This window comes from Frateuria sp. GZRe12 (assembly GCF_051900535.1).
GTDB lineage: Bacteria > Pseudomonadota > Gammaproteobacteria > Xanthomonadales > Rhodanobacteraceae > Frateuria_A.
The window spans coordinates 655,005-679,985 of record NZ_JBHZGI010000001.1 but is presented as its reverse complement, the minus strand read 5'-3'; the positions used below and the strand labels follow the sequence as shown (position 1 = coordinate 679,985).

Below are 24,981 nucleotides of genomic sequence, written 5' to 3'. Positions count from 1 at the left end.
CGTCGATCGAGTGCACCATCGCGTGAATTCTATGTGGTCGCCTGCCAGCATGGTGCGCCCGCGGTCGTTCATAGGCAAGTCACAAAGGGTCGCACGTGGCCTGCGAATGTGACCGGCGTCACTAACTGGCCGCAGTCGGTCCCTCTGACTGTCAGGCGCCCGTGCCGCCTACAATGGCCGGAATGCCGGCCGATGCGCGCCCCCTTGCCGTATTTCTCATGGGCCCCACCGCCTCGGGCAAGACCGCGCTCGCCTGTGCGTTGCGCGAACGCTTTGCCCTCGAGCTGGTAAGCGTGGATTCGGCCCTGGTCTACCGCGGACTGGATATCGGCGCAGCCAAGCCAGATGCGGCCACGCTGGCGCTGCATCCGCACGCGCTACTGGACCTGCGCGATCCGTCCGAACCGTATTCCGCTGCCGATTTCCGGGCCGATGCGCTGGCCGCCATGGCGCGTATCCATGCGCAAGGGCGGGTCCCGCTTCTGGTGGGCGGCACCGGGCTGTATTTCCGTGCGCTGCAGCGCGGTCTTTCAGCGCTGCCCGACGCGGCGCCCGCGATCCGCGCGCGGTTGGCCGACGAAGCGGCGGCGCACGGCTGGCCCGCGCTGCACGCGCGGCTGGCCGGGTGCGATCCGACCGCCGCCAGTCGCATCGGTCCCAACGATGCCCAGCGGCTGCAGCGCGCGCTGGAGGTCATCGAGCTGACGGGACGGCCGCTCTCCGAGCAGCAGACCGGAGGCAGCGGCGAGCGCTTTCCCTGGCGCGTGCTCAAGCTGGCGCTGCTGCCGGCCGACCGAGGCGAGCTGCACGCCCGCATCGCGCGGCGTTTCGACGCGATGCTGGCGGCCGGCTTCCTCGACGAGGTGCGCGGCTTGCGTGACCGCGGAGACCTCGCCCCGGACCTGCCGGCGCTGCGCGCCGTCGGATATCGCCAGGCGTGGGAGCACCTGGATGGCGCCATCGATGCGACCCTCTTTCGCGACAAAGGCATCTTTGCCACCCGGCAGCTGGCCAAGCGGCAGATGACCTGGCTGCGCGCGGAGCTTGATGCGCGGACGCTCGATCCAGATCGGGCCGGTCTGCTCGATCGTGCAAGCGGCGCCCTGGAACTGTTCCTGTAGTGCCCGCTGCGGAAGCGCATCCTGCAAGCGCCCAGTGGTGGGCGATGTCTCAACGCCGCTGCTTATTCGGAGCAAAAGCCCCGCCCACAGGTGGGCTCCAGCGTCGAAGCGGCGTTCCCGCGACGCATGTCGTGGTTCCCGCGCTTCCGCCCATCATTTAAAAGCGGTTAATATCCCTTCGACTTGGGCCGGCGCGTCATGCGCGCGTTTTTTCTCCGGCCCGCGCAGGTTCGCGAGGGGGTACAACAACATGTCCAAAGGGCAGTCATTGCAGGATCCGTTTCTCAACGCACTTCGCCGTGAGCGCGTTCCGGTGGCCATCTATCTCGTCAACGGCATCAAGCTGCAGGGCACGATCGAGTCGTTCGACCAGTTCGTGGTGCTGCTGCGCAACCAGGTGAGCCAGATGGTCTACAAGCACGCCATCTCCACCGTCGTGCCCAGCCGCAACGTGCGCATGGGCAATGGCCATGAAGGCCATGTCGATGCCCACGCGCCCGCCGAGGGCGAAGACTGATTTCACGGATGGTTTGACGTGCCGCAGGCGGGCCGCCCGGTCCGCCGGCGGCCGTCGCCCGTAGGGGCTTGCCGTCGACCGCCTGCCGATGGGCATACAATGCCGATCCCATGCCACCGGCACGCTGCCGGCGGCGCGAATCCGTTCCCCCAGGCCACGCCAACCCAGTGTTCGATAGACAGAAGAAGGGCGAGCGCGCCGTACTGGTGCTGCCGCACTCCCGCGGCGAGGGCGACACCGCCCGCCGCGGGGAAGAATTCGCCGAGCTCGTGCGTTCGGCCGGCGCCGAAGTGCTCGCCAGTGTTTCCGCGCGCGTGGAAGACCCCAATCCCCGCTATTACATCGGCACCGGCAAGGCTGAGGAGGTGGCCGAGGCCGTGCGCGCCACCGAAGCCGACGTGGTGCTGATCGACCACCTGCTCACGCCGGTGCAGGAACGCAACCTGGAAAAGCTGCTCGCCGTGCGCGTGGTCGACCGCGCCGGACTGATCCTGGACATCTTCGCCCAGCGCGCCCGCTCGCACGAAGGCAAGCTGGAAGTGGAGCTGGCGCAGCTCAAGCACCTTGCCACGCGCCTGGTACGCGGCTGGACCCATCTGGAGCGCCAGCGCGGCGGCGCCATCGGGCTGCGCGGTCCCGGCGAAACCCAGCTGGAAACCGACCGCCGCCTGCTCGGCGAACGGGTCAAGATGCTCACCCGGCGCCTCGAGAAAGTGCAGGTACAGCGCACGCAGCAGCGCCGTGCGCGCTTGCGCAATACGGTGCCGCGGGTCGCGCTGGTGGGCTACACCAACGCAGGCAAGTCCACGCTTTTCAATGCGCTGACCGAAGGCGAGGTGTTTGCCGCGAACCTGCTGTTCGCCACGCTCGATCCGACAGTGCACAAGATCGAGGACCTCTCCTGCGGCCCGGCCGTGCTGGCCGATACCGTGGGCTTCATCCGCGAGCTGCCACACGACCTGGTCGCCGCCTTCCGCGCGACCCTGGCCGAGGCGCGCGACGCCGACCTGCTGCTGCACGTCAGCGACGCCGCCGACGACGAACGCGTGCGGCTGCACCGCGTGGTCGATGGCGTGCTGGAGGAGATCGGCGCTGGCGACGTGCCGCAACTGCACGTCATGAACAAGATCGACATGCTGCGCGAAGGCGAGGACGAGCCGCGCGCCGGCACCGAACCACGCATCGTGCGCGATGGCGAGGGGCGGCCGACGCAGGTCTGGCTGTCGGCCCACACCGGCGAGGGGCTGGACCTGCTGCGCCAGGCGCTGGGCGAACTGCTCGGCGGCGAACGTGTGCAGACCGAACTGCAGCTGCCGCTTTCCGCCGGCCGTCTGCACGCGCGCCTGCGTGCGGCCGGCGCCATTGCCGGTGAGTCGGTCGACGAACACGGCTGGCGCCTGCAGATCGATGCGCCGCGGAGCGTGATCGCGCCGCTGGGTGGCGGCCATCCGCAGGACGCGGCGTTGCTGCGGAGCGTGCTCGGCTCGCCGGACGGCCTGTAGGCCGATCCATTCCCAGGCAACCCTTTCCTTGAAGGGAAGGGCTTCGCTCCTGGCTTGCTCTATCACACGGGAGTGGCTGGGATGGGAATGGGTCTTGCGCCTGGACCCGACAGGCGCCCAGGCCATCCCCCAGCCAGGCCACGCCCGAATTCACCTCTGCTAGACTAAGCGGCGTTTGTGCGGCGTTTTTCCCGCCCGCACCGAGATCGATCGCGGCGCGCCGCGGTTCACCCATCCCCGACCTCGACGCCGCGTTCCATGACCCTCATCCCGCATTACACCCACCGGCTCGTCCCGCCGGCCTGCCCCTTGTCCCAAGGAGACTGACATGGCCTGGAACGAACCCGGCAACGGCCAACGCGATCCCTGGAACAGCAAGCGTCCCGGCGGCAACGGCCACGGCCTGGATGACGCCCTGCGCCGCCTGCGCGCGCGCCTGGGCAAGCACGGCGGCCCCAGCGGCATCATCACCATCGTGCTGGCACTGGTGCTGGCCTGGCTGCTGCTGAGCAGCTACACCATCGTCGACGCGCGCCAGGCCGGCGTGGTACTGCGCTTTGGTCAGTACAGCCGCACGCTGCCGCCGGGCTTCCATTTCAAGCTGCCGCAGCCGGTCGAGACCGTCACCAAGGTCGAGACCACCCGCGTGCGCTCGCTGCAGGACAGCGTGCGCATGCTGACCCGCGACGAGAACATCATCACCATCGATTTCACCGTGCAGTACCAGGTGTCCGATGCACGTGCCTATCTGTTTGCAGTGGACGACGTGGAAGACACCATCGCCGCCTCCTCCGAGGCCGCGGTGCGCTCGGTGATCGGCCGCAGCGACATGGATACGATTCTCTCCGGCGAAGGCGCCGCGCTGGTCAGCGAGGCCGGCCAGGCCCTCCAGAAGACGCTGGACAGCTACCACTGCGGCCTGCAGGTGACCGCCGTGAGCTTCCAGAACGTCTCGCCGCCGGCCGAGGTGAAGGACGCCTTCGACGACGTCAACAAGGCGCGCGAGGACAAGCAGAGCATCGAGAACAATGCGCTGGCCTACGCCAACAAGGTCGTGCCGGTCGCGCGCGGCGACGCTTCGCGCATCGCCGCGGAGGCTGCCGGCTACAAGGCCGAGCGTATCGCCCGCGCAAACGGCGACGCCGCGCGTTTCGATCTGCTGCTCAAGGAATACAAGGCGGCGCCGGAAGTCACCCGCAAGCGCCTGTGGCTGGAGACGATGGAGCAGGTGATGGCCGGCAACCGCAAGGTCATCGACGCCTCCAACGGCCGCACCATCATCAACCTGCCGCCGGCCACCCCGGCGAGCCCGCCGGCCGCGGCCGCCGTGACCACCGATGACGCCAGCGACAAGGGGAACCAGCCATGAAGATCGTCTGGACCGTGATCGTGGTGCTGCTGGTGCTGCTGGGCCTCAACAGCGCGTTCGTGGTGCGTGAAGGTCAGAGCGCGCTGCTGCTGCAGTTCGGCCGCATCGTGCAGACCGACTACACGCCCGGGCTGCACTTCAAGGCACCGGTGATCCAGCAGGTCATGCGTTTCGACAGCCGCATCCAGGGTCTGGACGCGCCACCGGAGCGTTACTTCACCTCCGAGAAGAAGAGCGTCAACGTCGACTTCTACGTGAAGTGGCGCATCGCCGACAACGCCGCCTACTACCGCGCCACCAGCGGTGACGCCAACCAGGCGGCACAACGGCTGAGCCCGGTGGTGAAGGATGCGCTGCGCTTCGAGTTCAATTCGCGCAGCCTGCAGGACCTGATCGCCGGCGGCCGCAAGGACATCACCGAGCGCGTGCGCAAGCAGACCGACGCCGCCGCCCGCAAGAATCTCGGCATCGCCGTGGTCGACGTGCGCATCAAGCGCATCGACCTGCCCGAGGAGGTCAGCGAATCGGTCTACAAGCGCATGCGCGCCGAGCGCCTGCAACTGGCCAACGAGCTGCGCTACACCGGCCAGGAACAAGCCGAAAAGATCCGCGCCGATGCCGACCGCCAGGGCCAGGTGCTGCGCGCCGACGCCGATCGGGACGCCGCAACCGTGCGCGGCCAGGGCGACGCCCAGGCAGCCGCCATCTATGCGGGCGCCTACGGCCAGGATCCGGAGTTCTTCGCGTTCTATCGAAGCCTGTCGGCGTACAAGACCGGTTTCGCCGATGGCCACGGCACCCTGGTGCTCAAGCCGGACTCGGAACTGCTGCGTTATTTCGAGGACAGCGCCAAGCGCTGAAGCCATGCCGCACGAATTGTCCGTCGCACTTTGCCTGGTGCTGGTGATCGAAGGCCTGATGCTGTTCGCCGCCCCGGCCCACTGGCAGTCGATGGTGCGCCAGGCGCTGGAACTGCAGCCGCGCACGCTGCGCGTGTTCGGCGCGGTGGCAGTGATCGCGGGGCTGGCCGTCCTGCAGCTGGTGCGCTGAAGCTTTCCTGTTTCCCACACTCACGGCTCCCGAAGGGAGCACCCAACGAGCGAGAACTTTCATGGGCAAGTCAGTCGTCATCCTTGGAGCCCAGTGGGGCGACGAAGGCAAGGGCAAGATCGTCGACCTGCTGACCGAGCGGGTCAGTGCCGTGGCGCGCTTCCAGGGCGGCCACAATGCCGGCCACACGCTGGTGATCAAGGGCAAGAAGACCGTGCTGCACCTGATCCCATCGGGCATCCTGCGCGACGACGCGTTGTGCCTGATCGGCAACGGCGTGGTGCTATCGCCGGCGGCGCTGATGGAAGAGATCGCCGAGCTCGAAGGCAACGGCGTGGACGTGCGCTCGCGCGTGAAGATCAGCCCGGCGACGCCGCTGATCATGCCCTACCACATCGCTGTCGATAAGGCGCGCGAGGCGGCCGCCGGCAAGAGCGCGATCGGCACCACCGGCCGCGGAATCGGCCCGGCCTACGAGGACAAGGTCGCCCGCCGTTCGATCCGCGTGGCGGATCTCATGTACCCGCACGAGCTGCCGGCGCAGATCAAGGCGGCGGTCGAGTACCACAACTTCATCCTGACCCAGTGGCTGAAGGCCGAGCCGGTCGACTACCAGAAGGTGCTCGACGACGCGCTGGCCTGGGGCGAATACATCCGTCCGATGGTCGACGACGTCGCCACGATCCTGCACGACGTGCGCGCCGAGGGCGGCAACATCCTGTACGAAGGCGCGCAGGGCGCGCTGCTGGACATCGACCACGGCACCTATCCATACGTCACCTCGTCCAACACCACCGTGGGCGGCGCGCTGGCCGGCACCGGCGTGGGCGCCTGCGACATCGACTACGTGCTGGGCATCTGCAAGGCCTATGCGACGCGCGTGGGTGGTGGGCCGTTCCCGACCGAGCTCAACGACGAGATGGGCGAGCGCCTGCGCAAGGTCGGCAATGAATTCGGCGCCAGCACCGGCCGCCCGCGTCGCTGTGGCTGGATCGACCTGGTGGCGTTGAAGCGTGCCGTCCAGATCAACGGCATCAGCGGCCTGGCCATCACAAAGCTCGATGTGCTCGACGGCCTGCCGTCGATCAAGGTCTGCGTGGCCTACGAATACCGCGGCAAGCGTCGCGAGCTCGCCCCGCTGGACGCTGATGGGTGGGCCGAGTGCAAGCCGGTGTACCTGGAATTCCCCGGTTGGGAGGAATCCACCGCCGGCATCCGCGACTGGAACAAGCTGCCGGCCGCGGCCCGCGCCTACCTGCGTGCGGTCGAGGAGCTCTCCGGCTGCCGCCTGGCCATCGTCGCCACCGGCGCCGACCGCGACGACACCATCGTGCTGGATGATCCGTTCGCCTGAGTGATCGTTCGCAGGGATTTCGACAGAAAAAGCCCGCCTCGGCGGGCTTCTTCGTTTGAGCGCCTGTGGCAGCCGCTGGCGGCTGGATGCCCTCGCGATGGGTTGGAGGGCGGCTCATTTTCAACACAAGCATTGATTTTGCGCATTTCAATCCGTATGTTGATTCATGTCGCATCAATGCAAGAGTTGATTTTGCCATGGATATCATCCGCGTACCGGATCAGCTGGGCCCGAAACTGCGTGCCGTGCGCATGCAGCGAGGGCTTACCCAAGCCGACGTTGCACGCCAGCTCGGCGTGACCGTGCAGGCGGTCTCCCGGCTGGAGGCCAACGCGGGCCGTGCTTCCTTTGACCGCATTCACCGACTGTGCCTCCTGCTTGGCATGGACCTGGCCTTGCAACCGAGGGATCGACGCACGGCTGAGATGGCCGAGCCGCAGGCGGAGTGGTAGGTGGTGGTCTCGCGAATTCCTGCGCTGGACATATGGATGAATGGCCTCCACGTGGGCCGCTGGGAGCGCACACGCGGCGGTATGGACCAACTGGTCTACGACCCGGCCTGGATGACCGCGCCGGAGGGGCGTCCGCTGTCGCTGTCGCTGCCTTTCACCGGCGTGCCATTGCGCTCGCCACGGGTGGCCTCGTACTTCGAGAACCTGATTCCCGACAACGAGCGTATCCTGCGTCGCCTTCGCGACCGCTACCACGCCCGTTCCAGCTCCGCGTTCGACCTGCTGGCGACCATCGGTCGCGACTGCGCCGGTGCCGTGCAACTGGTTCCGACCGGGGAGGAGCCGGGCGATCCGCGCCGTATCGAGGCCTTCGCGCTCGACGAGGCTGGTGTTGCCCAGCTCCTGCGCGACGCGACGACCGGCGGCCCTCTCGACGCGAGGGAGGCTGACGCGTTTCGCCTCTCGATCGCCGGCGCCCAGGAAAAAACCGCGCTCCTCCGACATCGCGGCCGCTGGTGCATCCCGCGCGGCGCTACGCCCAGCACGCACATCTTCAAGTTGCCACTCGGGCTGGTCGGGAACGTTCGTGCAGACCTTGGCGCCTCGGTCGAACTGGAATGGCTGTGCATGGAGATCGCCCGCGAGTGCGGCTTACCGGTAGCCAGAGTGGAGATTGGCCGCTTCGAGGACCAGAAAGCGCTGATCGTCGAGCGTTTCGACCGGGCTCTGTCGCGCGATGGAAAATGGTGGCAGCGCGTTCCCCAGGAGGATTGCTGCCAGGCCTTCGGCCTGCCGCCTTCGCAGAAATACGAGACCGATGGCGGCCCTGGCATACGGCGCATCATGGAATTGTTGCGTGGCTCGGAAGCCGCCACCGAAGATCGCGCAACCTTCTTCAGAACCCAGATTTTGTTCTGGTTGCTCGCCGCCACCGACGGCCACGCCAAGAACTTCAGCTTGCGTCTGCTTCCCGGCGGCGCTTACCGCCTCGCGCCGTTGTACGACATCCTCTCGATCTACCCGTTGATGGGACGGGGAGCCGGCAAGCTGGATCCACGCAAGGCCAAGCTCGCGATGGCGGTGGAGGGCCGCAACCGGCACTACGTGCCGCACGACATCCACCGCTGGCACTGGGTGGCAATGGGCGAGCAACTGGGTTTTGCGGACGTCGAATGGCTGGAAGGCTTTCCCGCCGCGGTGGTGGCCGCTCTTGACCGCGTAGCGCAACGTCTGCCCGAGGACGTTCCCGGGTCCCTGTTCGAAAGCGTGGCCGAGGGCGTCCGACAGGCCGCCCGGCGACTGGCTGGCGAACCGGATCGACGCGCATAACAAGCCGCCGGGAAGTGACTGCTCCCGGCTAGTACAGCCGCATCGACGAAGCGCGAATCACGAACGGCGCCTGCTCCGCATCCGGGCCGGAGGCGATGCGTGCCAGTTCATCATCGAGGCGCTGCACCGACTGGCCAGCTCCCTGCATCCGTTCGCGCAACATGGCGTTCTCACGCATAAGGCGGTCGCATTCGTCGTGCAGGGCGCGCATCGAGCGCTCCAACTGGTTGCAGCGCAGTTGCAGGGGGTTTCGCATGGCTTGGGTCTCGTTCGACGGTCAGGCGCGGGTGGGCTGGCATGCGTTGCGAGGGGGCGGCCAAAAGGCCGCCACTCAAGGGCGATGTTGGCCGACGGACCGTGAGGCCATCGTCTAACTGACGCTAGGAAAAGCTCAGGCGGGGCGCCCAGGGGCAGCGTGATGCCTGCCCGCCGCCGGTCGACCGGCCATTCACGCGCTGCGTGCCAAAGCTCGCGTTGTTGCAACGTGGGAGAGCGGCGTGGGAGCAGCGGTCATGCAGGGCAATGTGGGCTGGCCTCAGCGGTTATGGGTGATTCGCCACGGCGAGAGCGCGGGGAACATCGCGCGCGACCATGCGGAATCTTCCGGCGCGACGCTGATCGACCTGAAGCACCGCGATGCCGACGTGCCGCTGTCGCCGCTGGGCCTGGAGCAATCGCAGGCGCTGGGCGCCTGGGTGCGCGCGCTGCGGGAGGACGATCGGCCGACGACCTTCATGGCCTCGCCCTACAAGCGTGCGCGCGAGACCGCCGTGGCGGTCGCCGCGGCGCTGGGCCGCGCGCACGAGGACGTGATGGTCGACGAGCGCCTGCGCGAGAAAGAGTTCGGCGTGCTCGACCGTTACACCCGCGCCGGCATCCGCAGCAAGTTTCCCGAGCTGGCCGAGCAGCGGCTGCTGGTCGGCAAGTTCTATTTCCGCCCGCCCGGCGGCGAGAGCTGGTGCGACGTGGTGCTGCGGCTGCGCAGCATGCTCGGCGACCTGCAGCGCAACCATGCGGGCGAGCGCGTGATGATCGTCGCCCACCAGGTGATCGTGAACTGTTTTCGCTATCTGCTGGAGCGGATGGACGAGGACACCATCCTCGCGATCGATCGCAACGGGGACGTGCCCAATTGCGGCATCACCGAATATGCCGAAGCCCCGGACGGTTGCGGCCTGCTGCTCCAGCGCACCAACTTCGTGGCGCCGCTGGTGGAGGCCGGCTCGCCGGTGACGATCGAGTCGGACCGGCCCAAGGGCGCGCGATGAGCGAGCCAGGCGCGAAGCCGCAGCGTCTCACGGCGCGGCTCCTGCGCGGCATGCCATTGCCCGACCCGGACGGCGGCAAGGAACGGCGGGGGCGCGTGCTGGTCATCGGCGGTTCCAGCCGCGTGCCCGGCGCGGTGTTGCTTGCCGGCACCGGCGCGCTGCGCGCCGGTGCCGGCAAGCTGCAGGTCGCGACCGCCGATGAGGTGGCTCTGCCGCTCGCGGTGGCGATGCCAGAGGCGCTGGTCATCGGCCTTCCGGTGAATTCCCGCGGTGAGATCGTGCGTGGCAACGCGGCACTGGAGGAGGCGATCGAGGGCTGCGACGCAGCGCTGATCGGATCGGGAATGAACCCCGCATCGGCCAGCGCCCCGCTGGTTCAGCGGGTGCTGCGGCAGGCCGGCGGCACGCTGGTCATCGATGCCGGGGCACTCTCGGCGGACTTGCGCGCGCCGCCGGGACGGCCGTACGTGCTCACTCCGCATGCCGGCGAAATGGCCAAGCTGTCCGGACGGGAGAAGGCGCGGGTCGAGCAGGAACCTCAGGCGCTGGCGTGCGCGTTCTCGCGGCGCACGCGCAGCGTGCTGGTCCTCAAGGGCGCCACCACGTGGATCGCTGCACCGGACGGCCGCCTGTGGATCCATCCAGGGGGTTGCCACGGGCTGGGCACCTCCGGTTCCGGCGACGTGCTGGCAGGCGTGATCGCGGGCCTGGCGGCGCGCTGCGGGGATGCCCTCCAGGCCGCGTTGTGGGGCGTGTTCGTGCACGCCCAGGCCGGGCGCGCGCTGGAAGCCTCGGTCGGCTCGCTGGGTTTCCTGGCGCGGGAGATTCCCGGACCAATACCGGGCATTCTGGATCGCCTCCGGCCCCGATCCGCCTAACGGCGACCAGGTGTCAGGTCTCCGATGGCTGGCTCCAGCATGCAAGCATCGGCCCTTGTTCACCGCTGACTGGATCGCAAGCCGGGAAGGGGAGTTGCGCGATGCGATCGAGCATCTCCTGCGTGGGCGCCTCGCGGCGGATGTCCCACTTCTGTCCGGGCGGATAAGCGCCGACCACCAGGAACCCGTCGCTCGATTCGACGCTGCAGTGGCCGGTGCCGGCAGGCAGCAACACCACGTCGCCCGCGCCTACCCCGACCTCGCGTCCGCCCGGTCCGCCCAGCACGAGTCGTGCCGTGCCCCTGGCCACGCCGAGCACCTCATGCGCGGTGGAGTGGTAGTGGTGGAAGTCGTAGATGCCTGCGCGCCACTGCGGAGGCCAGCCGTTGCCATCGAAGCGCGCTTCGAACGTGGTCGCGGCGTCGTTCCCCGGATCATCGAGCGCCTGGTGGTAGAGCAACACGGGCAGGTGCGGGTGGTTGGGAACCCATTCGTGGCGAGCAAGCCGGAAGGCTTCGGTCTGCATCATCGTTGGCCTGTGCGTGGCGTCGCGGAAGCTTGCCCCGGTCCATGTGCACGAAGCGACTAACGCTGCGGCCATTGTCGCTGCACGCCCTGCAGACCTTCGCTCGGGCACGATCGCTTCTAGCAACCGGAACTGGAGAACCCCATGGGCAGCATCGACGATCCGCGCGGTCGCACCAACGAGAACCTGCAGGACGCCATCGGCAAGCGCGCCGGGCAGAACCAGGTTCAGGTTCAGGGCGAAACCGGCGAAGCGGTCGAGCCGGCAGGCGGCACCGGCGGAGAAAGCGGCAACGGCCAGATGCGTCCGCATCATGGCTTCGGCGACCCGCATGGGCAGAAGGCGATGGGCGAACCGGTCGATCCGGAATCGATCGTGCCGATGCCAGAAACCGGTCCCACATACCAGACCGGTGGCGTGGGCCAGGATCGCGCGCAGCACATCCAGGAACGCAAGAACCGCGAAAGCGGCATGGGTTCGACCAAGGGCCACGGGGTCGGCGGCAAGGGCGATGGCGGGCTCGATCCGCCGCCGGGCGCGCCGAGCAACGGCGGTCGCGTCTGACGGACCAGCCTGCAAGGGGCGGCCCCCCCCCGCAACCGGCGGGTGGAGGCCCCGCGGGCGTGTTGGCGTCCCCTTGCCACCACCCATACGCCCACTGCACTGGCTCCCAGGCATGGTGGCGTGACCGAGACACCGGAACCCGCCATGCACATCGACGAGTCCCTGCCCAGTTCCCGCCCGCCGTCGAGCGACGGCAGCGCCCACGCCGACATCAAGCCTCCCGTGATGGCGAAAGGATCGGCCATGCACGGAGGCGTGCCACCGATGTTCGCCAGTCCCGACGCGAGGCCTGCCCCGCGCGGCGATGCGCCGGAATATTGATCCGTCGGTCCATGCCCGCCTGCAACCCCGCCTGGGTGACAGGCGGCAACCCATCGACACTGCGGCCGTACGGTGCAGGCGCAGGCGTTAAGCCTGATCCTTTTCGGATATTGCCATGTCATGCGCAGCGACCCGACGGCCGCCTCCCTGGAAGTCGGTGAGGCAATCGAGGAGGCGGACGGGCGACTGATGCCGCCCCCTGGATGCCAACCGGCTGACCGGGGGGGAGGGAGGAACTGATCCGGCGCACGACCGGGCCAGCGGTCACGCTGGAGGTCGATCACGCCGACGAACTGTGGATCACCCTGGCCGTCACCGTGTTCGGCTGCGGCCAGCTCGCTGACCAAGCCGTTCGTGATCGATCAGCTGGCGGGGAGGGTCAAGAGCCTGGTCGAGGCGGGCGGGGACTGAGCAAGTGCAGGCGCGCGGAAGCGGAATGCGCGTTCGCACCCGCTGGTTGGTACTAAAGAAATACGCCACGCGGCCGCTAGTACCGGAGATTGCCGGCTGGTCGGCTTCGAGTACGCCATGGTCGGTAGCTATCGCCTCAGTCTGGAGCTGTTCTCCCTGCTCATCGGCGGCCTGGTCGCCTATCAGGCGACCGATGCCACCGGACGCATCGCCGCGTCGCGCACGGCCGCGCATCGCGTGATCTGGTACGGCGTGGGCGCCTGGATGCTGGGGCTCGGCCTGTGGTCGGTACATTTCGTGGGCATGCTGGCGCGCCTGCCACGGGCGGTGGGCGCGTTCGATCCGGTATTGAGCACGGCGTCCGCGTTCGCGGCGCTGGCCGTGGGATTGGGCCTGTTGTGGGTGGCCGACTGCCAGGTCATGGGCCGGCTGCGCTGGCTGGGCGGTTCGCTTGCGCTTGGCGTGGGCGTGGCGCTCATCCACATGTTCAGCGAGGGAGCGCTGCACGTCGCCGGTGGCATCAGCTACCAGCCGCGGGTCTGGTTGTACTGGGTGCTGCTGTGCACCTTCGGGGTGGCGTGTGGCCTGCGCCTGATGCATGCGTTCCGCCCGCGTCCGATGCGCGGGCTTTACGGTCGCCGGGCATGCCTGTCGATGCTGATGGGCGTGTTGATCGTGGTGTTGCTGGACCTCTCCACGCGGCTTTCCTACGGCGACCGGCCGGTGCTGTCGCTGGTGGCGTCCCCGGGGACGGTGTGGCTAGGCAGCGTGGTCAGCATGGTCGCGGTGCTGGCGATCGGGGCGACACTGGCCCTGTCCGAGATCGTCGCGAGGCTGTATGTGCGCGCACAACGACTTTCCGGATCGCTGGACCATCTCAACAACCGCCTGCACCATCTGGCCACGCATGACGCACTGACCGGTCTGCCCAACCGCCATCTCCTGGCCGAGCGCATGGAGCGCGCACTGGCGCGCGCGCGCGGCGGGCACGGCCACCTGGCCGTGCTGTACATCGACCTGGACGGCTTCAAGGCCATCAACGACACGCTGGGCCACGGTTTCGGCGACGAGCTGTTGCGCGCCGTGGCCGGGCGGCTGTCCGGCGTGCTGCACATCAACAGCCTGGCGCGCATGGGCGGCGACGAATTCGTGGTGGTGCTGGAACACATGCGCAGCCCCGACTCGGCGCTGCGCATCGCACAGCAACTGATCGGGCTCATGCAGGAAAGCTTCGACGTGCGCGACACCCCGCTTCGGGTCACCCCGAGCATCGGGGTGGCCTATTACCCGCGCGACGGCGAGAGCGTGGAAGAACTGGTCGCGCACGCCGACGCGGCGATGTACGAAGCCAAGGAGGGCGGCCGCAACGGCTACCGTTGCTACGACCGCTCCATGCGAGATCGTGCGATGCGCATACTGGCGATCCAGCGCGGCCTGCAGACCGCGCTCGATGACGGCAGCCTCTCGCTGCACTTCCAGCCCAAGCACCACGGCGACACCGGCGCCCTCGTCGGCGCCGAGGCGCTGCTGCGCTGGTGCCATCCCGAGCTCGGTTCGGTCCCGCCGCTGGAATTCATCGGCGTGGCCGAACGCAGCGGGCAGATCGCGCGGCTCGGTGAATGGGTGATCCGCGAAGCGTGCCGGCAACTGCGCGACTGGCACGACCGCGGCCTGGCGCCGGTGCGCATCGCGATCAACCTTTCGCCCATGCAGATCCAGCAGCCCGGGCTGGTAGAGACCGCGGCCGGCATCGTCGGCGCGGCTGGGCTGGACACGTCACAGATCATGTTCGAAGTGACCGAGAGCATGGCCATGCGCGACGCCGAGCGCACCACCGCGATCCTCCAGGACTTCCGCGCGCACGGCTTCGAATTCGCCATCGACGACTTCGGCACGGGCTATTCCAGCCTGGCGTACCTGCAGAAGTTCCAGGTGCGCCAGCTGAAGATCGACCAATTCTTCGTGCAGGCGCTGGACCAGGGCGGACACGAGCCACGGGCGATCATCGCCGCGATCATCGAATTGGCGCACACCCTGGGCATGGAAGTGGTGGCCGAAGGCGTCGAAACGCCCGCACAGGCCGCCGCACTGCGCGCGCTGGGTTGTGACCAGATACAGGGTTACCTGCTGGCCAGGCCGATGCCGGCTTCCGAGTTCGAACGCCGCTGTTTGCCCGCGGTGATGGCAGCGAGCTGACCTTTAGCGGGGCCCCAAGGCCGGGGTATGCGCGTGCCGAGCCATCCCGTACGGGATACGCTCGAGGTCAGTTGGTGATTGACGCTCTCGGATTTACAGGACAGGAGTTCGCCCATGCCGATCCAGCTCGACCACGTCATCGTTCCCTCGCGCGACCGGAAGGCTGCCGCCAGGCTGCTCGCCAGCCTGCTGGACGTACCCTGGTCGGAGGACACCCCGACGGGCCCGTTCTCCCCGGTCTACGTGAACGACGGGCTTACCCTGGACGTGGGCCAGATCGGCGAGTTCACGATGCAGCACTACTGCTTCCGCGTCAGCGAGGCCGAGTTCGATGCCATCTTCGCCCGGTTGCAGGCCAAGGGCATCGCCTACCGCAGCACGCCGATGGGCGAGGTCGACATGCAGGTGCGGAGCCAGCCGGGCGGCGGTCGCAACGTGTACTGGAGCGAGCCGGATGGGCATGCCTGGGAGATGCTGACGGTGAGCTACGCCCGGATGCCCGCGCCGGAGTCGTGAGCGAAGGCCGCCGTCGGGAGAAAAAACGCCGCCGGTGATACCGGCGGCGTTTTCGCTTGCGATCCTGCCGAGGTGTCAGGACACGTTCGGTTCGCTGAATGCCTCGATCTCTTCCTTGAAGTCGTTGATCGGCACGCAGCTGCAGAACACGTTCTTGTCGCCGTAGATGTTGTCCACGCGGGCCACCGGCGACCAGTACTTCTGGAACTTCAGGCTCGGCAGCGGGAAAGCGGCCAGTTCGCGCGGATAGGCGTGGGTCCACTCCGTGGCCGACACCTGGGTAGCGGTGTGCGGGGCGTGCTTGAGCGGGTTGTCCTCGCGGTCCAGGCGGCCGTCCTCGATCGCGCGGATCTCGTCGCGGATCTGGATCATCGCGTCGATGAAGCGGTCCAGCTCCTGCTGCGATTCGGACTCGGTCGGCTCGACCATCAGGGTGCCCGCGACTGGGAAGCTCAGCGTCGGCGCATGGAAGCCGAAGTCGATCAGGCGCTTGGCGACGTCCTCGGCGCTGATGCCGGTAGCGTCCTTCAGCGGTCGCAGGTCGAGGATGCACTCGTGCGCCACCAGGCCGTTGCGGCCGGTGTAGAGCGTCTCGTAGTGGTCGGCCAGACGCTTCGCGATGTAGTTGGCGTTGAGCAGCGCGACCTGGGTGGCGCGGCGCAGGCCCTCGCTGCCCATCAGCGTGATGTACATCCAGCTGATCGGGAGGATGCTCGCGCTGCCGAAGCTCGCCGCGGAGACCATGCCCACGGGGGTGTCTTCGCCCAGCTTGCGTGGCAGGAACGGCGCCAGGTGCGACTTGACCGCGCACGGGCCCACGCCCGGGCCGCCGCCGCCGTGGGGGATGCAGAAGGTCTTGTGCAGGTTGAGGTGCGAGACGTCCGAACCCCACTTGCCCGGCTTGGCCACGCCGACCAGCGCGTTCATGTTGGCGCCGTCGGTGTACACCTGGCCGCCGTGCTGGTGGACGATGTCGCAGATGGCGACGATGTCCTCCTCGAACACGCCGTGCGTGGACGGGTAGGTGATCATCAGCGCGGCGAGGCGGTCGGAATACTTCTCCGCGTTGCGGCGGATGTCCTCCACGTCCACGTTGCCGTTGGCGTCGCACCTGGTCACCACCACCTGCATGCCGCACATCTGCGCGGAGGCCGGGTTGGTGCCGTGGGCCGACTCGGGGATCAGGCAGATGTCGCGATGGCCTTCGCCGCGCGAGCGGTGGTATGCGCGGATCGCGAGCAGGCCGGCGTATTCGCCCTGCGCGCCGGAGTTCGGCTGCAGGCTGACCGCGTCGTAGCCGGTGCATTCGACCAGCATGGCTTCCAGGCCATCGATCAGTTCCTGGTAGCCCTGGGTCTGCGCGGCCGGCGCCAGCGGGTGGATCTGGCCGAACTCGGGCCAGGTCACAGGGATCATCTCCGCGGTCGCATTGAGCTTCATGGTGCACGAACCCAGCGGGATCATCGTGCGATCCATCGCCAGGTCCTTGTCGGCCAGCGCGCGCATGTAGCGCAGCAGCTCGTGCTCGCTGTGGTGGGTGTTGAACACCGGATGGGTGAGGAAGTCGCTCTGGCGCAGCAGCGTCCGCGGCAGCGCGTCGTGCACGGCCGCATCCAGCGCGTCGATGTCGGCCTCGGCGCCGAACAGGCCCGCCAGCGCGACAACATCGGCGCGGGTGGTGGTCTCGTCCAGGCTGATGCACAGGCTGCCGGCGTCCACTTCGCGCAGGTTGATGCCGTTGGCGCGCGCCTTGGCATGGATGGCCGCGGCGTCGACGCCGGTGACGTGCAGGGTGTCGAAGAAGTCGTTGCCGACCTTCACCCCGGCCCGGCGCAGCGCGACGGTCAGGATGACCGCCAGGCGATGCACCCGGCGGGCGATGCGGGTCAGTCCTTCGGGGCCGTGGTAGACGGCGTACATGCTCGCCATCACCGCCAGCAGCACCTGCGCGGTGCAGATGTTGGAGGTCGCCTTCTCGCGGCGGATGTGCTGCTCGCGGGTCTGCAGGGTCAGGCGGTAGGCCTTCTTGCCTTCGGCGTCGATCGAGACGCCGATCAGGCGGCCCGGCATCGAGCGCTTGTAGGCGTCGCGGCAGGCCATGAAGGCGGCGTGCGGACCGCCGAAGCCGTAGGGCACGCCGAAACGCTGCGTGTTGCCGACCACGATGTCCGCGCCCCAGTCGCCGGGCGCGGCGATGAGCGTCAGCGCCAGCAGATCGGTGGCCACGCAGACGATGCCGCCGCGCGCGTGCACGCTGTCGGCCAGCGCCTTGTAATCGCCGATGTGGCCAAGCGTGTCGGGGTACTGCAGCAGCACGCCGTAGCTGTCGACCGTAGCGGCGTCCTGGTCGCTACCGACGTGCAGGTCGATGCCCATCGCCTCGGCGCGCGTCTTGAGCACTTCGAGCGTCTGCGGGTGCACGCGGTCGGAAACGAAGAACACGTTCGACCTGGACTTGCCCGAGCGCTTGGCTAGCGTCATCGCCTCGGCGGCCGCGGTGCCCTCGTCCAGCAGGGAGGCGTTGGCGATTTCCATGCCGGTGAGGTCGGCGCACATCGTCTGGAAGTTGATCAGCGCTTCCATGCGGCCTTGCGAGATTTCCGCCTGGTAGGGCGTGTAGGCCGTGTACCAGGCCGGGTTCTCCAGGATGTTGCGCAGGATGACGTTAGGCGTGTGGGTGCCGTAGTAGCCCTGGCCGATGAAGCTCCTGAAGACCTTGTTCTTGTCGGCGATCGCGCGGATCTTGGCGAGCGCCTCGACTTCGCTGACCGCCATCGGCAGGTCCAGCGGCGCAGGCGACTTGATCTTGCCCGGCACGATGGCGTCGGTCATCGCCTCGAGCGAGTCGTAGCCGATCGTGCGCAGCATCTGCGCGATCTCGGCATCGTTGGGGCCGATGTGCCGCGCGATGAAGGCGTCGTGGTTTTCCAGGTCGCGCAGCGAAGGAGTGGGGTTGTGGCTCATGACGGGCGTCCGAAGGCAACGCGTGCGTGCCGCACGCGGGGCGCCCCTCTGTCCTTTTGCCTGAGAGTTTGGAAGCGGAACGCTTCGTGCCCCTTCGGCGGCGGATCGAACCGCTCTCTCCAGAGTTTTTGCACGCGGCGGTATCGGGCCTGAGCGATTACGGGCGTTGCGTCTTCGGCAGCGGGCTGTTCCCCGCTTCTCCCGCCGCGTGCGAAGGGTCGATTATACAGGCAGGCCATCCACGCGCGTGGAATCGGGCTTAACGACGGACACGCACGGACGTGTGTCCGGCCGGTGCCTGTACCATCGAATTTCCCCACCTGGCAGGAGCCTCCATGCCTCCCTTCCGACTCCGGCAAATAGACCACCTAGTGCTGCGCGTTTACGACCTGGCCGCGATGCAGGCGTTCTATTGCGGCGTGCTCGGCTGTACGGAGGAGCGGCGCCAGGAGGCCATCGGGCTGGTGCAATTGCGCGCCGGCGATTCGCTGATCGACCTGGTGCCGGTGGACGGCAAGCTCGGCCGCCTGGGCGGTGCCGGGCCGGGCAGGGAGGGGCACAACGTGGACCACCTGTGCCTGAGCGTGGAGAACTACGACGAGGCGGCCATCGTGGCGCATCTGAAGGCGCACGGCGTGCGCGTGGGTGATATCGGCTCGCGTTATGGCGCGCAGGGCGAGGGGCCGTCGATCTACTGCTACGACCCGCAGGGGAACATGGTGGAACTGAAAGGCCCGCCAGCCACCTCGGACTGAGCCTACTTTCCCTGCGGGGAGAGGGCGTAGAAGCCCGAAGCTTGCGAGCGAACGCCGGAAACGAAAAAGCCCGCCTTGCGGCGGGCTTCATCTACAATTGGTGCCCAGGAGAGGACTCGAACCTCCACGGTTTTACCCGCTAGTACCTGAAACTAGTGCGTCTACCAATTCCGCCACCTGGGCAGGTGTCGCGCAAGCCGTTCGGGCTGCGCGAGCCGCGTAGAGTAGGCACCTCCCCCCAGCTTGTCAACACTTCGTTGATAGGAAATTCATTGCACCGTGCGGCATGCTGCGCGGCGCTCCACCACAAGGACATTTCGTGACCAGAAAGAAGACATCCCGCACCGGCAAGGGCGGCGATACGGGCGCTGGCCCGCGCACTCCGAAGCCCGGCGCACGAAGCGGTTCGCGGCGCACGCCGCCGGCCGGCGCGCCCCCGCACGCCAAGGGCGGACGCGATCCGTTCGCCGACCGCGAGGCGCAGCGCTACGAGCGGCCGATCCCCAGCCGCGAGGCGATCCTGGCGCTGCTGGACGACCGTGGCGAGATGCTGAGCGAAGCTCGCATCGCCGAGGCGCTTGAGCTCCACGACGAGAGCGACATCAGCGCTCTGCGCAAGCGGCTCGGCGCGATGGTGCGCGACGGCCAATTGCTGCAGGGCCGCCGCGGCGACTACGCCCCGGTGCGCAAACTGGACCTGATCCCCGGCGTGGTGCTGGCCAACGCCGAAGGCTACGGCTTCCTGCGCCCGGACGAGGGCGGTGACGATCTTTACCTTTCGCCGCAGCAGATGCGCATGGTGCTGCACGGTGACCGCGTGCTCGCCAGCGTGGTCGGCATCGACCGGCGCGGGCGGCGCCAGGGCGCGATCGCCGAGGTACTGCAGCGGCGTTCGCCACGGCTGGTCGGACGCGTCGTGGTCGAGAACGGGGTGACCCTGGTCTCGCCGGACGACCGGCGCCTGCATCAGGACGTGATGATCCCGCCGGGGCAGGAGCAGGGCGCACACGCCGGACAGATCGTGGTCGCCGAGATCACCGATCCGCCGACGCCGCATCGTGGCCCGCTCGGCCGCATCGTGTCGGTGCTGGGCGAACGGCTGCAGCCCTCGCTGCTGGTCGAGATGGCCATTGCCAGCTACGACCTGCCGCACGAATGGCCCACTGAAGTGCTGCGCGACGCCGCGCATATCGAGCCCGAGGTGACGGCCGCGGAGCGCCAGGGCCGTGCCGACCTTCGCAAGCTGCCGCTGGTGACCATCGACGGCGCCGACGCGCGCGACTTCGACGATGCGGTCTACGCCGAGCCCCGCCGCGGTGGCGGCTGGCGGTTGATCGTGGCGATCGCCGACGTGTCGCATTACGTCAAGGTCGGCAATGCGCTGGACCGCGAGGCCTACGAGCGCAGCACGTCGACCTACTTCCCGGGCTTCGTGGTGCCGATGCTGCCGGAGACGCTGTCCAACGGCATCTGCTCGCTCAATCCCAAGGTCGAACGGTTGTGCATGGTCTGCGACATGCAGATCACCGACGATGGCGAGGTCGTGAAGTCGAAGTTCTACGACGCGGTGATGCGCTCGCACGCGCGCCTGACCTACGACATCGTGTGGCAGGCGGTCGGGCTGCTCGATCCGGAGGCGCGCGAGCAGGTTTCCGACGTGCTGCCGCAACTGGAACACCTGCACACGCTGTACAAGGCGATGGCCGCCCAGCGCAAGCGCCGCGGCGCGATCGACTTCGAGACGCCGGAGGTCAAGTTCCGGCTCGACCAGCGCGGCGAAGTCGAGGCGATGGGCGCGACCGAACGCAACGACGCGCACAAGCTGATCGAGGAATGCATGATCGCCGCCAACGTGCAGGCGGCCACGTTCCTGACGAAGAAGAAGATTCCCGCGCTGTTCCGCGCGCACGAGCCGCCGCCGGCCGAGAAGTACGAGGACCTGCAGCAGTTCCTTCGCGAGTTCAAGCTGCGCATGCCGCCGGTGGAGGAAGTCACTCCCGGCGACTTCGCGGACGTCCTGCGGATGGTGCGAGACCGCCCCGAGAGCGAGCTGATCCAGTCGGTGCTGTTGCGCTCGCAGAGCCTGGCGGCCTACCAGCCGGAGAACCGCGGCCATTTCGGCCTCTCGCTGGATGCCTATGCGCACTTCACTTCGCCGATCCGCCGCTACCCCGACCTGCTGGTACACCGCGCGATCCGCTACGCGCTGACCGGGGGCAAGCCGAGCGACTACGTCTATTCCCCCAGCGACATGGCTTCGATGGCGGTGCATTGTTCGCAACGCGAACGCCGTGCCGAAGAGGCCGAGCGCGACGTCGACGAGCGCTTCAAGACCGCCTGGCTGTCCAAGCACATCGGCAGCGAGTTCGACGGCGTGATCACCGGTGTCACTTCCTTCGGGCTGTTCGTGGAGCTGGAGGAATCGCGCGTGTCGGGTCTGGTGCACATCAGCCAGCTGGCCAACGACTACTACCACTTCGACCCGATCCGGAAACTCCTCAAGGGAGAGCGCACCGGCGAGCAGTTCCGCCTGGGCGACCACGTGCGGGTGCAGGTGCTGCGTGCGAGCATCGAGGATCGCAAGATCGACTTCCGGTTGGCGCCGCGGCGCGAGCAGGCCAAGCCGCCCACCCCATCCCGCAAGGCCTACGACTACAGCGCCAGCGGTGAGCGTTACTCGCTGCCCAAGCCGGCCGGGGCGCCGGCCGCCAAGCCGCCCGGCATGTTCGGCCGTGCCGCCAGGGCCGTCGGTCGGGCGTTCGGACGCGGTGTGCCGGCACCGGTCGAGGCAGCGCCACCGGCGCCAGTGATGAGCGATAATCGCGCGCCGCGCGGCAAAGCGGCCAAGGTGGCGTCCGAAGCCATGGGGCGGCAGGCGCTTCCGTCCGAGGCCGGCGTGCCGAAACCACGCAGCAAGGCGACCAAGCTTGCATCCGAGGCGTTGGGCCGCTCGGCGCTCCCGCCTGAGTCCAAGCGGCAGCGCAGGGGTGGCCAGGCCGCGATCGGCCAAGCCGGGAGCGCCAAGGGCAACCGAGCACAGGGCAATCCTGCTGCGGCGGCCAAGAGCGGGGGCAAACGCAAGGCGTTGGAGGCTGCTTCCGCGGCCGCCAAACGATCGGATCGCCGGGGCAAACCGAAGGGCAAGGCATGAGCGAGAGTTGGATCGTCGGTATCAACCCGGTCGAGGGCGCGCTGGCCAACGACGCCTCGCGCGTACGCGAACTGCTGGTCGATATCGCCACTGCGCAGCGCAATGCGCGCATCAAGGAATTGATCGACCAGGCGCGCAGCCACCACATCCCGGTGCACCACCGTCCGCGCGAGCAGCTGGACAAGCTGGCCGGGGAGGCACGCCACCAGGGCATCGTCGCGCTTTACGAACCGCCCCCGATGACCCACGAGGACGACCTGGCCGCACTGATCGAGCGCGACGGCATGGAAACGCTGGTGCTGGTGCTCGACGGCATCACGGACCCGCACAACCTGGGCGCCTGCCTGCGTTCGGCGGCGGCGGCCAAGGTGACCGCGGTGATCGTGCCGAAGGATCGTGCGGTCGGCCTGACGCCCGTGGTGCGCCGTGCTTCGGCCGGCGGCGCGGACCGCGTGCCGCTGGTGGCGGTCACCAACCTGGCCCGCACCCTGCGCGAGCTCAAGGATGCCGGCGTCTGGATCACCGGGCTGGCCGGCGACACGGAGACGTCCGTGTATGAGGTCGACTTCCGCGGGCCCGTGGCGCTGGTGCTGGGAAGCGAGGGCGAAGGCATGCGCCGGCTCACCCGCGAGCTGTGCGATTTCGTGGCGAAGATCCCCATGCCGGGCGTGATGGAGAGCCTCAACGTGTCGGTCGCCACCGGGGTGGTGCTGTTCGAGGCGTTGCGCCAGCGCGGAGCGAAGCGATGAGCACGCTGTTCTGGTACGACTGGGCGGGCTTCGCCGGGGTGCTGCTGGTGCTGCTGGCGTTCCTCCTCCTGCAGGCCCACAAGCTGCACGGCAACGGGCTTACCTATCAGTTGATGAACGTCTTCGGCGCGTTGGGAGTGACGCTGTCGTTGCTGTTCGGCAGCTTCAACGTGTCGGCGTTTGCGCTGGAAATCGCGTGGATGGCCATCGGCATCTTCGGCATCGTGCGGAGCGCGCGACAACGGCGGGCGGAGAAATTGGCGGGGCCGGACCTCTAGTCAGCGGCAAGATTGTCCCAGGCCCCCTGTCGGTCCCTCCCTCGCGAACGAGGGAGGGACGGGTCCCAAAAGGAGGGTGCCGTTGCCTCAACCTCCCAGCTTCGGCATCTCCGGATTCGACGTCAGGTCGCGCTTGTCCCTCTGCTTGTCCAGCGGCTCGCCGTACACCTGGTACCACAGGTTCTCGGCGATGTTGGTCGCGTGGTCGCCGATGCGCTCGATGTTCTTGGCCATGAACAGCAGGTGCGTGCAGGGCGTGATGTTGCGCGGATCTTCCATCATGTAAGTCAGCAACTGGCGGAAGTAGCCGGTGTATGCCTCGTCCAGCCCCGCATCGCGCTTCCACACCTGGTAGCCCTGCTCGGCGTCCTGCCGCGCGTAGGCGGTCAGCACGTCGCGTACCTCGGCGGCGGCCAGCTTGGCGAGCAGCCCCAGGCCGCTGGTGGGCGTCACCGGCGCCACCATCGAGAGCGGGATCGAACGCTTGGCCACGTTGGCGGCGTAGTCGCCGATGCGTTCGATGTCGGAGGCGATGCGCAGCGCCGCGAACACATTGCGCAGATCGCCGGCCATCGGGGCGCGCAGGGCGAGCAGGCGCACCACGTCGTGGCTGATCTCCTGCTCCAGCGCGTCGATGGCATCGTCGTTGGCGACCACGCGCTGGGCCGCACGGTCGTCGCGGCGTTCGACGACGTCGATCGCCGCCTCCAGCTGCGCGGCGGCCAGTTCGCCCATGCGCACGATCTCGCCGGTCAGGCGCGCCAGCTCGCTGTCGTAGCTCTTGATGATGTGGTCTTTGCTGCTCATGGGAGTCTCGTGGTGTTCGCGCTGTTTGCAGTGTCCGTGCGCCATCCCCGCTGCGCGGGGACGACGTCAGGGCAGGGTGCAGGTACCAGGGATCAGCCGAAGCGTCCGGTGATGTAATCCTCGGTCTGCTTCTTGCCCGGCTTGGTGAAGATCTTCTCGGTCTCGTCGAACTCGATCAACTCGCCCAGGTACATGAAGGCGGTGCGGTCGGATACGCGCGCGGCCTGCTGCATGTTGTGGGTCACGATCACGATGGTGAACTGGCTCTTGAGTTCCTCGATCAACTGCTCGATGCGACCGGTGGCGATCGGGTCGAGCGCGGAGGTCGGTTCGTCCAGCAGCAGCACCTCGGGACGCAGCGCGATCGCGCGCGCGATGCACAGTCGCTGCTGCTGGCCGCCGGAAAGGCCAAGCGCATTCTGCTTGAGCTTGTCCTTCACCTCGTCCCACAGCGCCGCGCCGCGCAGGGCCTGCTCCACGCGCGCCTCCATGTCGGCCTTGGACAGCCGCTCGTGGTGGCGGATGCCATAGGCGACGTTCTCGAAGATCGTCATCGGGAACGGCACCGGCTTCTGGAACACCATGCCGACCTTGCTGCGCAGGCGGTTGAGCGAATAGCGCGGGTCGAGGATGTTCTCGCCATCAAGTTCGATGGAACCGGTCGCCTTGAGCTTCGGATAGATCGCGTAGATGCGGTTGAAGATGCGCAGCAGCGTGGACTTGCCGCAGCCGGAAGGGCCGATGATCGCCGTGACCTGCTTCTCGGGGACGTCCATGGCGATGTTCTTCAGCGCATGGAAGCTGTCGTAATGGAAATTCAGGTCGCGGACCTTGAGCTTGGGCTCGGTCGCGGGCGGCGCCATCGAAGGCGCAAGGGCGAGGGCGGCCGAATTCATGGAACCA

The 24,981-nt window shown here is 67.8% G+C and carries 24 protein-coding genes, 1 tRNA gene and 1 riboswitch; of the genes, 19 read left to right on the top strand and 6 right to left on the bottom strand.

Annotated elements, in window-relative coordinates:
- The first annotated feature begins 182 nt into the window (after nt 1-182).
- The 9 genes from miaA (at nt 183) to ACFWZ4_RS03055 (ending at nt 8,694) form a co-directional block, all read left to right on the top strand.
- Entirely contained in the window at nt 183-1,121 is a 939-nt protein-coding gene (miaA, locus tag ACFWZ4_RS03095; RefSeq protein WP_439703768.1) for a tRNA (adenosine(37)-N6)-dimethylallyltransferase MiaA, read from the top strand.
- 250 nt (nt 1,122-1,371) lie between these two features.
- Nucleotides 1,372-1,638, top strand: coding sequence for an RNA chaperone Hfq (gene hfq, locus ACFWZ4_RS03090; protein ID WP_231320735.1), 267 nt, complete (start codon nt 1,372-1,374; stop codon nt 1,636-1,638).
- A 167-nt stretch (nt 1,639-1,805) separates the two neighbouring features.
- Nucleotides 1,806-3,140 carry a ribosome rescue GTPase HflX gene (gene hflX, locus ACFWZ4_RS03085; protein ID WP_439703258.1) on the top strand — a complete coding sequence of 445 codons (1,335 nt, stop codon included), beginning with the start codon at nt 1,806-1,808 and terminating at the stop codon, nt 3,138-3,140.
- Between the two features lie 328 nt (nt 3,141-3,468).
- On the top strand, nt 3,469-4,509 hold the full coding sequence (gene hflK, locus ACFWZ4_RS03080; protein WP_439703257.1) for an FtsH protease activity modulator HflK: 1,041 nt from the start codon (nt 3,469-3,471) through the stop codon (nt 4,507-4,509).
- Entirely contained in the window at nt 4,506-5,369 is an 864-nt protein-coding gene (gene hflC, locus ACFWZ4_RS03075; protein ID WP_231320729.1) for a protease modulator HflC, read from the top strand. The genes hflK and hflC overlap by 4 nt, the downstream gene beginning before the upstream one ends.
- Nucleotides 5,370-5,373: 4 nt before the next feature.
- Nucleotides 5,374-5,559 (top strand): DUF2065 domain-containing protein, encoded by a 186-nt coding sequence (locus ACFWZ4_RS03070; RefSeq protein WP_439703256.1) that lies wholly within the window; start codon nt 5,374-5,376, stop codon nt 5,557-5,559.
- 61 nt (nt 5,560-5,620) lie between these two features.
- Complete coding sequence (locus ACFWZ4_RS03065; RefSeq protein ID WP_439703255.1) at nt 5,621-6,913, top strand: adenylosuccinate synthase; 1,293 nt, start codon at nt 5,621-5,623, stop codon at nt 6,911-6,913.
- Nucleotides 6,914-7,110: 197 nt separating this feature from the next.
- Complete coding sequence (locus ACFWZ4_RS03060) at nt 7,111-7,365, top strand: helix-turn-helix domain-containing protein (protein WP_439703254.1); 255 nt, start codon at nt 7,111-7,113, stop codon at nt 7,363-7,365.
- Nucleotides 7,366-7,401: 36 nt separating this feature from the next.
- A complete protein-coding gene (locus ACFWZ4_RS03055) occupies nt 7,402-8,694 on the top strand; it encodes a type II toxin-antitoxin system HipA family toxin (protein ID WP_439703767.1) in 1,293 nt (430 codons plus the stop codon).
- A 28-nt stretch (nt 8,695-8,722) separates the two neighbouring features.
- Here the strand turns inward: ACFWZ4_RS03055 and ACFWZ4_RS03050 are convergent, their stop codons facing one another.
- Nucleotides 8,723-8,950 (bottom strand): hypothetical protein, encoded by a 228-nt coding sequence (locus tag ACFWZ4_RS03050; RefSeq protein WP_439703253.1) that lies wholly within the window; start codon nt 8,948-8,950, stop codon nt 8,723-8,725.
- 256 nt (nt 8,951-9,206) lie between these two features.
- On the opposite strand from ACFWZ4_RS03050, the gene ACFWZ4_RS03045 reads away from it, so the two are divergent.
- A complete protein-coding gene (locus ACFWZ4_RS03045; RefSeq protein ID WP_439703252.1) occupies nt 9,207-9,962 on the top strand; it encodes a histidine phosphatase family protein in 756 nt (251 codons plus the stop codon).
- Complete coding sequence (locus ACFWZ4_RS03040; RefSeq protein WP_439703251.1) at nt 9,959-10,840, top strand: NAD(P)H-hydrate dehydratase; 882 nt, start codon at nt 9,959-9,961, stop codon at nt 10,838-10,840. Before ACFWZ4_RS03045 ends, ACFWZ4_RS03040 begins: the two co-directional genes overlap by 4 nt.
- 13 nt (nt 10,841-10,853) lie before the next feature.
- On the opposite strand, the gene ACFWZ4_RS03035 is transcribed toward ACFWZ4_RS03040, so the two are convergent.
- The gene (locus ACFWZ4_RS03035) at nt 10,854-11,369 is read right to left on the bottom strand and encodes a cupin domain-containing protein (RefSeq protein ID WP_439703250.1); all 516 of its coding nucleotides are present in this window, start codon (nt 11,367-11,369) and stop codon (nt 10,854-10,856) included.
- A gap of 141 nt (nt 11,370-11,510) precedes the next feature.
- On the opposite strand from ACFWZ4_RS03035, the gene ACFWZ4_RS03030 reads away from it, so the two are divergent.
- From ACFWZ4_RS03030 to ACFWZ4_RS03015, 4 genes are all read left to right on the top strand, one after another.
- Nucleotides 11,511-11,930 carry a hypothetical protein gene (locus ACFWZ4_RS03030; RefSeq protein WP_439703249.1) on the top strand — a complete coding sequence of 140 codons (420 nt, stop codon included), beginning with the start codon at nt 11,511-11,513 and terminating at the stop codon, nt 11,928-11,930.
- Nucleotides 11,931-12,050: 120 nt separating this feature from the next.
- Nucleotides 12,051-12,251 (top strand): hypothetical protein, encoded by a 201-nt coding sequence (locus ACFWZ4_RS03025; RefSeq protein ID WP_439703248.1) that lies wholly within the window; start codon nt 12,051-12,053, stop codon nt 12,249-12,251.
- Nucleotides 12,252-12,779: 528 nt separating this feature from the next.
- Nucleotides 12,780-14,858 carry a putative bifunctional diguanylate cyclase/phosphodiesterase gene (locus tag ACFWZ4_RS03020; RefSeq protein ID WP_439703247.1) on the top strand — a complete coding sequence of 693 codons (2,079 nt, stop codon included), beginning with the start codon at nt 12,780-12,782 and terminating at the stop codon, nt 14,856-14,858.
- A 114-nt stretch (nt 14,859-14,972) separates the two neighbouring features.
- Nucleotides 14,973-15,374 (top strand): hypothetical protein, encoded by a 402-nt coding sequence (locus ACFWZ4_RS03015; RefSeq protein ID WP_439703246.1) that lies wholly within the window; start codon nt 14,973-14,975, stop codon nt 15,372-15,374.
- A 75-nt stretch (nt 15,375-15,449) separates the two neighbouring features.
- Here the strand turns inward: ACFWZ4_RS03015 and gcvP are convergent, their stop codons facing one another.
- Entirely contained in the window at nt 15,450-18,338 is a 2,889-nt protein-coding gene (gcvP, locus tag ACFWZ4_RS03010; RefSeq protein ID WP_439703245.1) for an aminomethyl-transferring glycine dehydrogenase, read from the bottom strand.
- Nucleotides 18,339-18,376: 38 nt separating this feature from the next.
- A riboswitch (glycine riboswitch) is annotated at nt 18,377-18,471 on the bottom strand.
- Between the two features lie 202 nt (nt 18,472-18,673).
- On the opposite strand from gcvP, the gene ACFWZ4_RS03005 reads away from it, so the two are divergent.
- Nucleotides 18,674-19,093, top strand: coding sequence for a VOC family protein (locus ACFWZ4_RS03005; protein ID WP_439703244.1), 420 nt, complete (start codon nt 18,674-18,676; stop codon nt 19,091-19,093).
- 98 nt (nt 19,094-19,191) lie between these two features.
- Here ACFWZ4_RS03005 and ACFWZ4_RS03000 read toward each other — a convergent pair.
- A tRNA-Leu gene (locus ACFWZ4_RS03000) sits at nt 19,192-19,276 on the bottom strand.
- A gap of 136 nt (nt 19,277-19,412) precedes the next feature.
- Between ACFWZ4_RS03000 and rnr the strand changes: the two genes are divergently transcribed.
- From rnr to ACFWZ4_RS02985, 3 genes are read left to right on the top strand one after another with little or no spacing between them, the layout of a single operon-like run.
- On the top strand, nt 19,413-22,244 hold the full coding sequence (rnr, locus tag ACFWZ4_RS02995) for a ribonuclease R (protein ID WP_439703243.1): 2,832 nt from the start codon (nt 19,413-19,415) through the stop codon (nt 22,242-22,244).
- A complete protein-coding gene (gene rlmB / locus ACFWZ4_RS02990; protein WP_231320713.1) occupies nt 22,241-22,993 on the top strand; it encodes a 23S rRNA (guanosine(2251)-2'-O)-methyltransferase RlmB in 753 nt (250 codons plus the stop codon). The genes rnr and rlmB overlap by 4 nt, the downstream gene beginning before the upstream one ends.
- Entirely contained in the window at nt 22,990-23,271 is a 282-nt protein-coding gene (locus tag ACFWZ4_RS02985) for a CBU_0592 family membrane protein (RefSeq protein ID WP_439703242.1), read from the top strand. The genes rlmB and ACFWZ4_RS02985 overlap by 4 nt, the downstream gene beginning before the upstream one ends.
- A gap of 87 nt (nt 23,272-23,358) precedes the next feature.
- On the opposite strand, the gene phoU is transcribed toward ACFWZ4_RS02985, so the two are convergent.
- Both phoU and pstB read right to left on the bottom strand, forming a co-directional pair.
- The gene (gene phoU / locus ACFWZ4_RS02980; RefSeq protein WP_231320711.1) at nt 23,359-24,078 is read right to left on the bottom strand and encodes a phosphate signaling complex protein PhoU; all 720 of its coding nucleotides are present in this window, start codon (nt 24,076-24,078) and stop codon (nt 23,359-23,361) included.
- A gap of 92 nt (nt 24,079-24,170) precedes the next feature.
- Complete coding sequence (gene pstB, locus ACFWZ4_RS02975) at nt 24,171-24,974, bottom strand: phosphate ABC transporter ATP-binding protein PstB (RefSeq protein ID WP_439703241.1); 804 nt, start codon at nt 24,972-24,974, stop codon at nt 24,171-24,173.
- Nucleotides 24,975-24,981 lie beyond the last annotated feature (7 nt).

Bases quoted from the DNA above. Each gene is read 5' to 3' on its own strand.
- pstB (WP_439703241.1), bottom strand. From the start codon at position 24,974: ATGAATTCGGCCGCCCTCGCCCTTGCGCCTTCGATGGCGCCGCCCGCG.
- miaA (WP_439703768.1), top strand. From the start codon at position 183: ATGCCGGCCGATGCGCGCCCCCTTGCCGTATTTCTCATGGGCCCCACC.
- ACFWZ4_RS03005 (WP_439703244.1), top strand. From the start codon at position 18,674: ATGCCTCCCTTCCGACTCCGGCAAATAGACCACCTAGTGCTGCGCGTT.
- ACFWZ4_RS03045 (WP_439703252.1), top strand. From the start codon at position 9,207: ATGCAGGGCAATGTGGGCTGGCCTCAGCGGTTATGGGTGATTCGCCAC.
- ACFWZ4_RS03060 (WP_439703254.1), top strand. From the start codon at position 7,111: ATGGATATCATCCGCGTACCGGATCAGCTGGGCCCGAAACTGCGTGCC.
- ACFWZ4_RS03020 (WP_439703247.1), top strand. From the start codon at position 12,780: ATGGTCGGTAGCTATCGCCTCAGTCTGGAGCTGTTCTCCCTGCTCATC.
- hfq (WP_231320735.1), top strand. From the start codon at position 1,372: ATGTCCAAAGGGCAGTCATTGCAGGATCCGTTTCTCAACGCACTTCGC.
- ACFWZ4_RS03035 (WP_439703250.1), bottom strand. From the start codon at position 11,369: ATGATGCAGACCGAAGCCTTCCGGCTTGCTCGCCACGAATGGGTTCCC.
- gcvP (WP_439703245.1), bottom strand. From the start codon at position 18,338: ATGAGCCACAACCCCACTCCTTCGCTGCGCGACCTGGAAAACCACGAC.
- rlmB (WP_231320713.1), top strand. From the start codon at position 22,241: ATGAGCGAGAGTTGGATCGTCGGTATCAACCCGGTCGAGGGCGCGCTG.
- ACFWZ4_RS03050 (WP_439703253.1), bottom strand. From the start codon at position 8,950: ATGCGAAACCCCCTGCAACTGCGCTGCAACCAGTTGGAGCGCTCGATG.
- ACFWZ4_RS03015 (WP_439703246.1), top strand. From the start codon at position 14,973: ATGCCGATCCAGCTCGACCACGTCATCGTTCCCTCGCGCGACCGGAAG.
- ACFWZ4_RS03070 (WP_439703256.1), top strand. From the start codon at position 5,374: ATGCCGCACGAATTGTCCGTCGCACTTTGCCTGGTGCTGGTGATCGAA.
- ACFWZ4_RS02985 (WP_439703242.1), top strand. From the start codon at position 22,990: ATGAGCACGCTGTTCTGGTACGACTGGGCGGGCTTCGCCGGGGTGCTG.
- hflK (WP_439703257.1), top strand. From the start codon at position 3,469: ATGGCCTGGAACGAACCCGGCAACGGCCAACGCGATCCCTGGAACAGC.
- hflC (WP_231320729.1), top strand. From the start codon at position 4,506: ATGAAGATCGTCTGGACCGTGATCGTGGTGCTGCTGGTGCTGCTGGGC.
- ACFWZ4_RS03030 (WP_439703249.1), top strand. From the start codon at position 11,511: ATGGGCAGCATCGACGATCCGCGCGGTCGCACCAACGAGAACCTGCAG.
- phoU (WP_231320711.1), bottom strand. From the start codon at position 24,078: ATGAGCAGCAAAGACCACATCATCAAGAGCTACGACAGCGAGCTGGCG.
- ACFWZ4_RS03040 (WP_439703251.1), top strand. From the start codon at position 9,959: ATGAGCGAGCCAGGCGCGAAGCCGCAGCGTCTCACGGCGCGGCTCCTG.
- ACFWZ4_RS03055 (WP_439703767.1), top strand. From the start codon at position 7,402: ATGAATGGCCTCCACGTGGGCCGCTGGGAGCGCACACGCGGCGGTATG.
- ACFWZ4_RS03065 (WP_439703255.1), top strand. From the start codon at position 5,621: ATGGGCAAGTCAGTCGTCATCCTTGGAGCCCAGTGGGGCGACGAAGGC.